We start from the raw sequence: 11,552 nt of genomic DNA on the forward strand, positions 1-11,552 counted from the left end.
CGGCGCGTCGGGTCGCCGCTCAGCCGGCCGCCGACCGGACGTAGGCGACGCAGTCGTCGTGCAGCGCCGGCCACGGATCGCCGAACACCTCGTCGGCGGCCTCGTCCGGGGTGCGGCGCTGGTGCACCACGGCCCGGAAGAAGTCCAGCACCCGCTGCTCGCCGTACCTGTCGACCAGGTGGCGCACCGCCAGGTACCCGACGCCGTAGGCGCCGCCGACCCGGTCGTCGGTCGCGTCGTCGGCCGGCGCCACCGCGTCCAGCCGGCCGGACCACCCGCCCCGGAGCAGCTTGCGCACCTCGGGCAGCCCCTCGTAGCGGTCCACCGGCTGGCCGTCCGCGCCGGCGTACTCGGCCAGCCCCTCCACCAGCCACCAGTCCCCGCGGTCCGCGTAGCCCTGGTCGGGCAGCGAGGCGGCGTGCGTCAACTCGTGCCGGAGCAGGTCGTCGACGCCGGTCGGGGCGAGGCTCTGCGCGTTGAGCACGACGTCGTGGCGGCCACCGCCGACACCCACCGCGTAACCGGCGGTCCACTTCGGCCGCCCACCGCCGTACCAGCGCTGCCACTCGGCCCGGCCGGCGTAGTAGACCAGGTACCGGTCCGGCGCCGGGCCGACCGCGTACCGGTCGGCCGCCCGGGCGGCGGCCTCGGCGCGGGCGAGCAGGCCGGGCAGCTTGGCCCGCTGGGCCGGCGTGGTGGCCACCAGCGCCCGCTCACCGACCGCCACCGCCAGGTCGTCCACCTCCCACGGGCGTACGCCGGTCGGGTCCGTCCGGGACGGTTCCACCGCCACCAGCCGTGGCTCCTCCCCCACCAGCCGCCACCGGGTGCCCAGCTCCGCCGTGCTCGGCGCGCAACCCGGCACCACGAAGCAATAGCCCACCGTCACGGTCAGCCGCCACTGACCGGGCTGCCCGTCCACCGCCACCGGCACCCGCTCGGTGCCGGGCCGCCACGTCGTGACCCGGAGCGCCCGCAGCGCCGCGTACCGCCGGGTGAGCGCCGGCCGCGCGCTCGGCTCCGCCACGGCGAGGAAGCCGGCCTGGTCGCCGCGCAGCAGCGCGCTGCCCTGCCGGTCGAGCTGCGCGACCATCCGCGCGGCGAGTTGCCGCTCGGCCGCCGTACCGGGCGCCTCCCGGCCCGCCGTCTGCTGGCCGGCCGCGTCCGGCGCGAGCTGCCGCAGGAGTACGCCGGGCACCGCGCCCGCGACCAGCCCCAGGGCCAGCCCGAGCACCGTCCAGAGCGGCCACCGCCGCCGCGTCCCGGTCGGCGGGGTGGGGGCGGGCACGGCGGGTACGACGGCCGACCCGGTCGTCGTTGGCGGGGTGATCGTTGGCGGGGTGATCGTTGGCACCGTCGGTGCCGGGCCGGTCGGCGCTGTGTCGGGCGACCCACGGGTTACCGGTGCCGGGGCAGGCGCTGCCGTGTCCGGCGACTCCGGCACGGTTGACGCCGGGGCGGTGGGGGTCGGGATCAGGTCCGCGGCGGCCGGCTTCGCAGCCGCACTGACGGGGTTCGGCACAGGCAGGGCTGCCGTCCCGGCGGGGCCGGACGCGGCCGGTCGGGATGCGGCCGGGTCCGGCGGGGACGGGTCGTCCGTCGGGGACGGGTCGTCCGTCGGGGACGGGTCGTCCGTCGGGGTCTGCGCTGCCGGGGCCGGGCGCGGCACCGCCTCGTCGACATCGGTGCCAGGGTGCTGCCCCGCGTCGTCGTTCCCGACGTACGGATCGTCGCCGTCGGCTGCCCGGCCGGGAGGCTCCTCGTCGCCGTCGGTCACCGGCGAAGGGTACGACCAATCGGGCGTTCCGGGAAAGAGTCCTGCAAGTAATCCCTTCGTGCCGCCCCGCACCAGATCCCGGCAGCGCGTCCGGCCTGGATTCACCGAGATCTTGGTACCGATCCGCCCCTCCGAGGGCGTCCTCGTACCAAGATCCGCCGCACCGGGCGGGAGGGGCGGTCAGATGGGGGTGCCGGCGCGGGTCAGGAGCGTTTTGGTAAGGGACCAGAACAGCACCAGCGCCGCGCCGGCGACGGGGTGCCCGGTCAGGGCCAGCAGCGTTCCGCCGGCCAGGAAGCAGGTGGCCTGGGCGCCGAGCTTGGCCGCGGCGGGCAGCGGCACGGTGGCCCGGGGCGAGCAGAACAGCCCCCAGACCAGGGCCAGGATCAGCGGCGCGCTCAGGCCGGCGAGCAGCCGCACCGGCCAGCCGGCGTCGAGCGTGCAGCCCCAGAGGCCGGCGGCGGCCAGCAGCGCCAGCTCCAGCAGGAAGATGCCGACCAGCAGCGCGGCCCTCACCGGGACCGCCAGCCGCGGTACGCGAGGTCGAGCCCGTCGATCATCCGGTCGAACGAACGGTCGACGTCCCGGGGCAGCCCGAAGCCGCCCGCGGCCTCCAACGTGACGAACCCGTGCACGGTGGCCCGGAACATCCGGGTGGCGTCGACGGCGGCGTCCCCGTCGATGCCGTACCCGCGCAGGATCGCGAAGATCGCGTCGACCGCGCGTTCGGCGGCGGCCAGGTGCTCGGGGTCGGCCGGGTCGGGCGCGCGCTGGGTGGCCGGGTAGCGGCCGGGGTGCCGCCGGGCGTACCCCCGGTAGGCGGTGGCGACCGCGCGCAGCGCGTCGTCGCCGGCCCGGCCCGCGGCGGCACTGGTCAGCACGTCGGCGATCTCGGTGGTGGCGAGCACGGCGAGCTTCTGGTGCAGCGCGTCCACGCCCCGCACGTGCTTGTAGAGGCTGGGCAGCGCGACGCCGAGCCGGCCGGCGAGCGCGGCCAGGGTGAGCCGGTCGTGACCGACCTCGTCGGCCAGCACGGCGGCCTCCCGGACCACCGTCGCCGGGGTCAGGCCGGCCCTAGGCACGCGCGGTCACCGCCAGGAACTCGACCAGGTCGGCGGCGGTGGCGTCGGGCTGGTCGGCGTGCGGGTAGTGGCCGGAGTCGGCGATCATGCGCGCCTCGGCGACGGCGAACTGCCGGCGGGCGGCCCGCGCCTCGGCGCCGGGGTCGGGGAAGTCCGGGTCCTTCGTGCCCATCAGCACCAGCACCGGCTGCCGCACCTCGCGGGCCCGCGCGGTCCAGTGCGGGTCGACCGGCGCGACCACGCCGCGGACCGCGTCCATCCGGCCGCGCAGCCTGGCGACCAGTTCCTTCCGGTACGCGGCGTCGTCGGCCGGCCGCCCGCAGGGGAAGAGCGTGCGGTGGAACATCCCGAACAGTCGTGGACTGCGCAGCACGGCGGCCTGGAGCGCGCGCATCACCGGGTTCGGCTTCGGCCGGCTCACGAACGGGCTGATCTGCACGATGCCACTGACCAGCTCCGGCGCGTCGGCGGCGGCGAAGACCACCGCCGCACCGCTGGACGAGCTGCCGACAAGCGTGGCCGGCCCGCCGCCCACCTCGCGCACCACGGCGAGCAGGTCGCCACCGACCTCGGCCGGGGCGTACGTGGGCCAGTGCGGGCTGGAGTCGCCGTGCCCGCGGACGTCGATCGACGCGACCCGGTAGCCGGCCGCCACCAGCAGCGGGACCAGGTGCCGGAACGCCGCCCGGTTCTCCCCCATGCCGTGCGCGAGCACCACCAGCGGCCCTGCGCCGTGCACCTCGAACGCGATCGTCCCGCCGTCCCGCACCATCTGGCTAACTGTCATAGCCTTAAAGCTAATAGCATTAGCTTTACGCGTCAAGGCTTGACCTCAACCCGACCTGAGGTCGGACGATCACCGACATGCCGATCTCCGCCGACACCCACGTACGCCTGGCGCGGCCCAGCCGCGACCTGGCCGCAGCCGTCCGGTTCTGGTCCGACGGCCTGGGCCTGGACGTGCTCTACCGGGGCGCGGCCGACGGGCCGGGCGAGCACGACCTGGTGATGCTCGGCCGGCCCGGCGCGGCCTGGCACCTGGAACTGGTGGGCGGCGCGACGCTGACCGTCGAACCCCGTCCCACCGAGGAGGACCTGTTCGTGCTCTACCTCGACGGCCCGGTGGAGGACGGTCTGGTGACGAGACTCGAACGGGCCGGCGGGACCAGGGTCTCCGCCGGCCCGTACTGGGACAGGTGGGGGATCACGTTCGCCGACCCGGACGGCTACCGCCTCGTGCTCTGCACCCGGACCTGGTCGAACGACTGACTCACTTCTTCGACATCACCGCACGGCCGAAAAACGCCAGGTTGGCCGGGCGCTCGGCCAGCCGGCGCATCAGGTAGCCGTACCACTGGTCGCCGTAGGGGACGTAGGTACGCACCGTGTAGCCCTCGCCGACCAGGCGCTGCTGCTCCTCCGGGCGGATGCCGTAGAGCATCTGGAACTCGAACCGGCCCGGGTCGCGGTCGAACCAGCGGGCCCGATCCTCGCCGATCGCGATCAGGCGCGGGTCGTGGGTGGCGAGCATCGGGTAACCGTCGCCCGCCATCAGCACGTTCATGCAGCGCACGTACGACTTGTCCACCTCGCGGGCGGACTGGTACGCCACCGACTCCGGCTCCTTGTACGCGCCCTTGCACAACCGCACCCGGGACCCGGCGGCGGCCAGCTCGCGGCAGTCCGACTCGGTCCGCCGCAGGTACGCCTGGAGCACCGCGCCTGTCGACGGGTGGTCCTTGCGCAGCTTGGCCAGCACGTCAAGCGTCGAGTCGGTGGTGGTGTGGTCCTCCATGTCCAGCGTGACAGTGGTGCCGGCCGCGTCGGCCGCCACGCAGATCTGCCGCGCGTTGTCGTACGCGAACTGCTCGTCGAACGCCTGGCCGAGCGCGGACAGCTTCACGCTGACCTCGGCGGCCGGGGTGAGGCCGGCGGCGCCGAGCTGGCGCAGCAGGGTGAGGTACTCGTCCCGGGTGGCGTTCGCCTGCTCCGGGGTGGTGGTGTCCTCGCCCAGGTAGTCGAGGGTGACCGCTTGGCCGTCGCCGACGAGTGCGCGGGTCGCGCGCAACGCGTCGTCGGTGCCGGCGCCGGCGACGAACCGGCGGACGACGTCCCGGGTGAACGGGGCCGTCGCGACGAGCCGCTCCACCTGGGATGACCGGGAGGCGGCGAGGATGACGGAACGGAGCATGAGCCGAGCGTAACGCCCACCCCCACACCCGCGCCGGGCACGTGCGAGGCGGGGCCCCTGTTGTCACCCCCGGCGACAACAGGGGCCCCGCCGATCACACGAACTGGCGACGATCAGCTACAACGTTCACGTGGAACGACACCCCCGCCGCCGGCTCCGCTCCGCCACCGTGCAGCTCGGCGCGCTGACCGCACTGGCGCTCGCGCTCTCCGGCTGCAACAACGGCTACGACGACGACGATGACGACTGCGCCCTCGGGCCGGCCGGCGGGGGCGGTGACACCGTCGCGGTGGCGCTGCGGGTCCCCGCGCCGGCCGCCGCACGCGGCGACGCCGCCCCGACCACCGCCGCGCTGCCCGACCGCGGCGGCTTCGGCACCTTCCTCGCCTCCTGCGGCGGCTGACGTGCGCCGCGAGGCCAGCACGCCGCGCCCCGACTGGGACGACACCATCCGGGCCCAGGGCCTGGTGTACGTCGACACCGAGCTGCCCGACGGCGAGATCATGTCGTACTGGGACGAGACCGCCGCGTACGCGTTCACGCTTGACGAGGTGCTCCGGCTGGAGGAGGCGACCGAGGAGCTGCACCGGATGTCGGTGGCCGCCGCCGAGCACGTGGTGGCCCGCCGCCGCCACGCCGAGTTCGGCATCCCGGAGTGGGCCGCCGAGGCGGTCGCCCGCTCGCTGCGGGAGGCCCCGCCGACGCTCTACGGCCGCTTCGACCTCGCCTACGACGGCAGCTGGCCGCCGAAGATGCTGGAGTACAACGCGGACACCCCGACCGCGCTGGTCGAGGCCAGCATCGTGCAGTGGTACTGGCTGGAGCACACCCACCCGGACGCGGACCAGTGGAACAGCCTGCACGAACGGCTGGTCGGCGCGTGGGCCAAGATCGGTGCCGGGCTGCACGACCCGCGCGTGCACGTGCTCTGGTCGAACGAGGAGGAGTCGGGCGAGGACCAGATCACCGCCGGCTACCTCGCCGAGACGGCCCGCCAGGCGGGGCTGGACGTGACGCTCATGCCGATCCAGCGGGTCGGCTGGGACGGGCGGCGCTTCGTCGACGGCGACGACCGACCGATCACCACCTGCTTCAAGCTCTACCCCTGGGAGTGGATGCTCGCCGAGCCGTACGGGCCGCCGGCGCTGGACCCGGGCACGCCGACCACCTGGATCGAGCCGGCCTGGAAGCTGCTGCTGTCGAACAAGGCGCTGCTGGCCGTGCTCTGGGAGCTGTACCCCGGGCACGAGCTGCTGCTGCCGGCGTACCTGGACTCGCCTCGCGGGATGACCGAGTACGTGGCCAAGCCGTTGCTCGGTCGCGAGGGCGGATCGGTACGCATCGTGACCGGCGACACCGAGATCACCAACCCGGGGATCTACGGTGACGAGGGCTTCTGCTTCCAGGAGTTCCGCGCGTTGCCCCAGTTCGACGGCAACCACGTGGTGCTCGGAAGCTGGGTCGTGGACGGCGGTTCGGCCGGCGTGGGCGTACGCGAAAGCGAGAGCCTCATCACAGACGGTTACGCGCGGTTTCTACCCCACTACATCGACGCGCCGCGTCCGCGCTGAGTCGTCTACCGTTGGTCCCGTGAACTTCGACGCGTACGCCCGGACCGGGGTCGAGCTCGTCAACGCCCGGCTGGACGACCTGGACGGCCTGCGGGCCCTCTTCCCGGACGAGAACGCCTGGATGCGCGACGAGGTCGCGGAACGGGACCTGGCGATCTTCCGGCGGGCGCAGAAGCGCCTCCGGGACGTCTTCGAGTACGGCACGTCGGGGCGCGACGCCGACGCGGTCACGGAGCTGAACGCGCTGCTGGAGGCGTTCCCGGTGCAGCCCCGCATCTCCGGGCACGACTCCTCCGACTGGCACATGCACGTGACCAGCCGGGGCGCGTCGGTCTCCGCCGAATACCTGGCCGGCGCGGTCTGGGGACTGTCGGTCTGGCTCTGCGAGTACGGCAGCGCCCGGTTCGGCGTCTGCGCGGACGAGCGCTGCGGCAACGTCTACCTGGACACCTCGTCGAACTGCTGCCGGCGGTTCTGCTCGGAGCGCTGCGCCACCCGCTCGCACGTGGCGGCGCACCGGGCCCGCAAGCGCGCCGCGGTCGGCGAGCAGCCGGTGCCGGCCCAGCCGCTCGCCCCGGTGAGCTGACACCCACCGACGCGGGTCAGGTCAGGCGTCGACCGGGGAGGGGGCGGTCAGGTTCGCGCGGGCGAACTCCAGCGCCTCGCGCAGATCCGCCTCGCGGACCGCGCGGCTCTTCGCGCCCCGGGTGGTCACCTCCACCGCGACCGAGCCGGTGAAGCCGCGCCCGGCCAGTGAACGGAGCAGCTCCGCGCAGGGCTGACCGCCCCGGCCGGGCACCAGGTGTTCGTCCCGCCCCTCGCCGGTGCCGTCACCCAGGTGCACGTGCGCCAGCCCGGCGCCCATCCGGTCGGCCATGGCCAACGCGTCGGTGTGCGAGGCCGCGCAGTGCGACAGGTCCAGCGTGTAGGCGGCGTACCCGGTGTCGGTCGGGTCCCAGCCCGGCACGTACGGCACGAACTGCCGCCCGGCCATCCGCACCGGGAACATGTTCTCCACCGCGAACCGCAGCCCGCCGAACCGCTCCGCGGTGGCCGCCAACCCGTCGCCGAACGTCCGCGCGTAGTCACGCTGCCAGGTGAACGGCGGGTGCACCACCACGGTCGGCGCCTCCAGCGTCTCGGCCAGCTCGGCGGCCCGGCGCAGTCGCTCCCACGGGTCGGCGCTCCACACCCGCTGGGTGACCAGCAGGCACGGCGCGTGCACCGAGAGCACCGGGATGCCGTAGTGCTCGGCGAGGCCGCGCAGCGCGCCCGCGTCCTGGCTCACCGGGTCCGTCCAGACCATCACCTCGACGCCGTCGTAGCCGAGCGCGGCGGCGAGCTGGAACGCCGCCGCGGTCCGTTCGGGAAAGACCGAGGACGTGGACAGGAGCACCGGCACGCGGGAAGTCACACCCCTCAGGGTAGCCGCCCCCGCCAGGAGGCATCGGGACGAGCACCCGCAAAGCGCCCGAAGCGAGCGCCCCGGATCACATCGGCGCGAGCTGATCCAGCCGACGCAGGATGACTCCCTCCCGCAACGCCCACGGGCAGATGTCCAGGCTGTCGACGTCGAGCCGGCGCATCACCGCCTCGGCCACCACCGCACCGGCGAGGAGCTGGTGGGCCCGCTGCGCGCTGACCCCCTCCAGCTCCGGCAGGTGGGCCGGCGGGATGTGCCGGACGAAGCCGAGCACCTGCCGCAGCCCGGTGCGGGTCAGGCTGCGCCGGGCCCAGAGACCGGCGCCGGACGGCGCGGCCCCGGCCAGCCGGGCCAGCGTGCGGAACGTCTTCGAGGTCGCCACCGGACGCTCCCAGCCGACCTCGGTCAACTGCTTCACCACCGGGTCGAGCTGCGCGTCCACGTACTCCCGCAGCCCCTCCACGGCCTCGGCGGACGGCGGCAGCAGACCGGCCGGATCGACCGCCAGCCGCTCCCGGCTGAGCCGGCCCGCGCCGAGCGGCAGCGAGACCGCGACCTCCGGATGCTCGTCGATGCCGGCGGCCAGCTCCAGCGAGCCGCCGCCGATGTCCATCGCCAGCAGCCGGCCGGCGGACCACCCGAACCACCGCCGCACCGCGAGGAACGTCATCCGCGCCTCGTCCGCGCCGGAGAGCACCTCCAGCCGTACGCCGGTCTCGTCGCGGACCCGGGCCAGCACCTCGCCCGCGTTGGTGGCGTCCCGGACCGCGCTGGTGGCGAACGCCAACAGGTCCTCGGCGCCCAGCCCGTCGGCCGCCGCCCGCGCCATGCCGACCGCCTTGACCAGCCCGTCCGCGCCCGCGTCGGTCAACGCGCCGTCCGGGCCGATCTGCTCGGCCAACCGCAGCACCACCTTCTCGGAGTGCGCCGGCCAGGGGTGCGCGCCGTGGTGGGCGTCGACCACCAGGAGGTGCACCGTGTTGGAACCGACGTCGAGGACACCCAGTCGCATGGGAAAGACCCTAGGGGCAACACGTTTCGTCGGCTCGCCGGCCGGGCGGAGAGAGCACGCGTACGCTGGTCCGGGTGACAGGGCAGATCGAGCTTCGCGTGCTGGTGGACGACCCGGATGACCCGCGCAGCCGCGAGGTCGGGCTGGACTTCCCCCGGGAGTGGATCGAGTTCGTCGACCCGGCCGACCCGAAGCACGTCGTCCGCGCCGACCTGACCTGGCTGCTCTCCCGCTGGACGTGCATCTTCGGTCAGGGCTGCCACGGCATCGTCGCCGGGCGGGCCGCGGACGGGTGCTGCTCGCACGGCGCGTTCTTCACCGACGCCGACGACGAGAAGCGGGTGCGGGCGGCCGTCAAGCGGCTCACGCCGGAGACCTGGCAGCACTTCCGTCGCGGCTTCAAGAACTGGACCGAGAACGACACGGTCGACGGCAAGACGCCGGCCCGGCGCACCGCCACCCGGGATGTGGACGCGCCCTGCGTGTTCCTCAACGACGCCGACTTCCCGGCCGGCGGCGGCTGCGCGCTGCACGCCCAGGCGCTGCGCGACGGCGTGCACCCGTTGGAGTACAAGCCCGACGTCTGCTGGCAACTGCCGGTCCGCCGGGACCAGGAGTGGCACAAGCGGCCGGACAACACCAAGGTGCTCATCTCCACGCTTGCCGAGTTCGACAGGCGCGGCTGGGGCGCGGGCGGGCACGACCTGGACTGGTGGTGCACCTCCTCCACGGACGCGCACGTCGGCGCGGAGCCGATGTACGTCTCCTACGGCCCGGAGCTGACCGCGCTGATCGGCGCCCCCGCGTACGCGAAGCTGGTCGAGCTGTGCGCCGCCCGCCACCGTCAGGGCCAGATCGCCCCCCACCCGGCGAGCGAGTAAGGAAGGGCCCCTTCTCAACGCCTCCGGTAGAGCAGGGGCCCCCGCTTAACGCTTCGGGAGCGCCGCGTCGATCAGGGCGCGGGCGCTCCGCTTCGCCGCGTCGGCGATCGCCGGATCGCCGTCGAGGACGCCGCCGGCCAGGCCGCCGTCGAGCAGCAGGGTGAGCTGGCGGGCCAGCGACTCCGGCTCGGCCGCGCCGGCCTGCCGGGCCAGGTCGGCCACCCAGTCCCGGACCGCGTTCTTGTGCGCCACGGTGCGGGCGTGCACCGGGCTGCCGGCCGGCGTCTCCGCAGCGGTGTTGATGAACGCGCAACCGTGGTAGCCCTCCCGGCGGCAGGCTCCGCCGAGCGCGTCGAACATGCCGACGAGCTGCTCGCGCGGGTCGGCCCCGGCGGCCTCCGCCGCCGCCCGCAGCGCCGCCGACCAGGCCAGGTCGACCTTGTCCAGGTACGCCAGCACCAGGTCGTCCTTACGCGGGAAGTGCTTGTAGAGCGTGGCCTTGGCGACGCCCGACTCGGCGATGACGGTGTCGACGCCGACGCCGCGCGGCCCGTACGCGTAGAACAGCCGGAACGCGGTCTCCAGGATGCGTTCCCGGGCAGCGCCGGCGGGGGTGCGGGCCATGGTTCCTCCTCGTTCTGCGCCGCCGAGTCTACAGACAGGTACGTCTCCTCGGGCCTGTCAGTAGACAGACCTGTCTGTTAGTCTCGGTCGCACCGAGCACGTTCCGCGAAGCTCGGCCGATACCGGAGGACGGATTCGAATGCGCATCGCAGTACTGGGCACCGGCATGGTGGGCCGGGCCGTCGCCGCCCGCGCCGCCGAGCTGGGCCACGAGGTGACCGTCGGCACCCGGGATGTCGCCACCACCCGGGCCGGGAGTTGGGGCGAGTGGGCCAGCGGTCATCCGGGGATCGCCCTGGCCGGGCACGCCGACGCCGCCGCCGGGGCGGACCTGGTCGTGAACGCCACCAACGGCGACGGATCCCTCCCCGCCCTCGACGCGGCGGGCGCGGAGAACCTGGCCGGCAAGATCCTGCTCGACATCGCCAACCCCCTCGACTTCAGCCAGGGCTTCCCGCCCACCCTCTCGGTGCTCAACGACGACTCGCTCGGCGAACGGATCCAACGGGCGTTCCCGCGTACCCGGGTGGTGAAGGCGCTCAACACGCTCACCGCCGACCTGATGGCCCACCCCAAGCAGCTCGCCGACGGCGACCACACGGTCTTCGTGTCGGGCGACGACGCCGACGCCAAGGGCGTCGTCACCGAACTGCTCACCAGCTTCGGCCACACCGACGTGCTCGACCTGGGTGACATCACCACGGCGCGGGGCACCGAGATGCTGCTACCGATCTGGCTGCGTCTCTACGGCCGACTGGGCACGCCGCTGTTCAACGTGAAGGTCGTGCGCTGAGCGCACGCGAAGGCCGGCGCCCCGGTTCGGGGTGCCGGCCTTCGTGGTGTCTTACTTGGTCCAGTGCTGGTTGACCAGGTCGGTGGCCTGCTTCTCCCACTGGGCGTACGCGTCCGGGTAGGCCGACACCTGCACCGTCTGTGCGGCCTTGGTCAGCGGCATGTCCTGCCAGCCGTCGACCTGCTTCAACCCCTTCAG

At 74.0% G+C, this 11,552-nt stretch carries 14 protein-coding genes; 6 read left to right on the plus strand and 8 right to left on the minus strand.

All coding sequences use genetic code 11. The features are described from left to right. Positions 1 to 19: 19 nt before the first annotated feature. The 4 genes from ACIA6B_RS31620 to ACIA6B_RS31635 all read right to left on the minus strand — a co-directional run bounded on the left by ACIA6B_RS31620 (position 20) and on the right by ACIA6B_RS31635 (position 3,646). Positions 20 to 1,288 carry a hypothetical protein gene (locus ACIA6B_RS31620; protein ID WP_396779012.1) on the minus strand — a complete coding sequence of 423 codons (1,269 nt, stop codon included), beginning with the start codon at positions 1,286 to 1,288 and terminating at the stop codon, positions 20 to 22. A 669-nt stretch (positions 1,289 to 1,957) separates the two neighbouring features. After that, positions 1,958 to 2,293, minus strand: a complete 336-nt coding sequence (locus ACIA6B_RS31625) for a YrdB family protein (protein ID WP_396779013.1) — start codon at positions 2,291 to 2,293, stop codon at positions 1,958 to 1,960. After that, the gene (locus tag ACIA6B_RS31630) at positions 2,290 to 2,859 is read right to left on the minus strand and encodes a WHG domain-containing protein (protein WP_357298334.1); all 570 of its coding nucleotides are present in this window, start codon (positions 2,857 to 2,859) and stop codon (positions 2,290 to 2,292) included. The genes ACIA6B_RS31625 and ACIA6B_RS31630 overlap by 4 nt, the downstream gene beginning before the upstream one ends. Next, entirely contained in the window at positions 2,852 to 3,646 is a 795-nt protein-coding gene (locus tag ACIA6B_RS31635) for an alpha/beta fold hydrolase (protein WP_396779015.1), read from the minus strand. Before ACIA6B_RS31635 ends, ACIA6B_RS31630 begins: the two co-directional genes overlap by 8 nt. 77 nt (positions 3,647 to 3,723) lie before the next feature. Between ACIA6B_RS31635 and ACIA6B_RS31640 the strand changes: the two genes are divergently transcribed. After that, the gene (locus tag ACIA6B_RS31640; protein ID WP_396779017.1) at positions 3,724 to 4,128 is read left to right on the plus strand and encodes a VOC family protein; all 405 of its coding nucleotides are present in this window, start codon (positions 3,724 to 3,726) and stop codon (positions 4,126 to 4,128) included. 1 nt (position 4,129) lies between these two features. Here the strand turns inward: ACIA6B_RS31640 and ACIA6B_RS31645 are convergent, their stop codons facing one another. Then, positions 4,130 to 5,050 carry a proline dehydrogenase family protein gene (locus ACIA6B_RS31645; RefSeq protein ID WP_396779018.1) on the minus strand — a complete coding sequence of 307 codons (921 nt, stop codon included), beginning with the start codon at positions 5,048 to 5,050 and terminating at the stop codon, positions 4,130 to 4,132. A 130-nt stretch (positions 5,051 to 5,180) separates the two neighbouring features. On the opposite strand from ACIA6B_RS31645, the gene ACIA6B_RS31650 reads away from it, so the two are divergent. The 3 genes from ACIA6B_RS31650 to ACIA6B_RS31660 are packed head-to-tail and all read left to right on the plus strand — an operon-like array spanning position 5,181 to position 7,207. Beyond that, on the plus strand, positions 5,181 to 5,453 hold the full coding sequence (locus ACIA6B_RS31650) for a hypothetical protein (protein ID WP_281938321.1): 273 nt from the start codon (positions 5,181 to 5,183) through the stop codon (positions 5,451 to 5,453). Position 5,454: 1 nt separating this feature from the next. Continuing rightward, positions 5,455 to 6,621, plus strand: coding sequence for a glutathionylspermidine synthase family protein (locus ACIA6B_RS31655; RefSeq protein ID WP_396779020.1), 1,167 nt, complete (start codon positions 5,455 to 5,457; stop codon positions 6,619 to 6,621). A 19-nt stretch (positions 6,622 to 6,640) separates the two neighbouring features. Beyond that, positions 6,641 to 7,207 (plus strand): CGNR zinc finger domain-containing protein, encoded by a 567-nt coding sequence (locus ACIA6B_RS31660; RefSeq protein WP_107160407.1) that lies wholly within the window; start codon positions 6,641 to 6,643, stop codon positions 7,205 to 7,207. 21 nt (positions 7,208 to 7,228) lie between these two features. Here ACIA6B_RS31660 and ACIA6B_RS31665 read toward each other — a convergent pair whose 3' ends face one another. Together ACIA6B_RS31665 and ACIA6B_RS31670 are read right to left on the minus strand one after the other, a co-directional pair. Continuing rightward, positions 7,229 to 8,035 carry a sugar phosphate isomerase/epimerase family protein gene (locus tag ACIA6B_RS31665; protein WP_396779022.1) on the minus strand — a complete coding sequence of 269 codons (807 nt, stop codon included), beginning with the start codon at positions 8,033 to 8,035 and terminating at the stop codon, positions 7,229 to 7,231. Between the two features lie 76 nt (positions 8,036 to 8,111). Beyond that, positions 8,112 to 9,056: a Ppx/GppA phosphatase family protein gene (locus ACIA6B_RS31670; RefSeq protein WP_396779023.1), complete on the minus strand. Its 945-nt coding sequence runs from the start codon at positions 9,054 to 9,056 to the stop codon at positions 8,112 to 8,114. Between the two features lie 74 nt (positions 9,057 to 9,130). Between ACIA6B_RS31670 and ACIA6B_RS31675 the strand changes: the two genes are divergently transcribed. After that, positions 9,131 to 9,937: a hypothetical protein gene (locus ACIA6B_RS31675; protein WP_396779025.1), complete on the plus strand. Its 807-nt coding sequence runs from the start codon at positions 9,131 to 9,133 to the stop codon at positions 9,935 to 9,937. A 45-nt stretch (positions 9,938 to 9,982) separates the two neighbouring features. On the opposite strand, the gene ACIA6B_RS31680 is transcribed toward ACIA6B_RS31675, so the two are convergent. Next, on the minus strand, positions 9,983 to 10,561 hold the full coding sequence (locus tag ACIA6B_RS31680; protein WP_396779027.1) for a TetR/AcrR family transcriptional regulator: 579 nt from the start codon (positions 10,559 to 10,561) through the stop codon (positions 9,983 to 9,985). 139 nt (positions 10,562 to 10,700) lie between these two features. Here ACIA6B_RS31680 and ACIA6B_RS31685 point away from each other — a divergent pair, with 139 nt between their 5' ends. Then, complete coding sequence (locus tag ACIA6B_RS31685; protein WP_396779029.1) at positions 10,701 to 11,354, plus strand: NADPH-dependent F420 reductase; 654 nt, start codon at positions 10,701 to 10,703, stop codon at positions 11,352 to 11,354. Positions 11,355 to 11,552 lie beyond the last annotated feature (198 nt).

The organism is Micromonospora sp. NPDC051141 (genome assembly GCF_044455765.1).
In the GTDB taxonomy this organism is placed as follows: domain Bacteria; phylum Actinomycetota; class Actinomycetes; order Mycobacteriales; family Micromonosporaceae; genus Micromonospora.

Excerpts from the sequence above, each read along its gene's own strand:
- ACIA6B_RS31635 (WP_396779015.1), bottom strand. The coding sequence starts at position 3,646 with ATGACAGTTAGCCAGATGGTGCGGGACGGCGGGACGATCGCGTTCGAG.
- ACIA6B_RS31640 (WP_396779017.1), top strand. The coding sequence starts at position 3,724 with ATGCCGATCTCCGCCGACACCCACGTACGCCTGGCGCGGCCCAGCCGC.
- ACIA6B_RS31645 (WP_396779018.1), bottom strand. The coding sequence starts at position 5,050 with ATGCTCCGTTCCGTCATCCTCGCCGCCTCCCGGTCATCCCAGGTGGAG.
- ACIA6B_RS31670 (WP_396779023.1), bottom strand. The coding sequence starts at position 9,056 with ATGCGACTGGGTGTCCTCGACGTCGGTTCCAACACGGTGCACCTCCTG.
- ACIA6B_RS31680 (WP_396779027.1), bottom strand. The coding sequence starts at position 10,561 with ATGGCCCGCACCCCCGCCGGCGCTGCCCGGGAACGCATCCTGGAGACC.
- ACIA6B_RS31685 (WP_396779029.1), top strand. The coding sequence starts at position 10,701 with ATGCGCATCGCAGTACTGGGCACCGGCATGGTGGGCCGGGCCGTCGCC.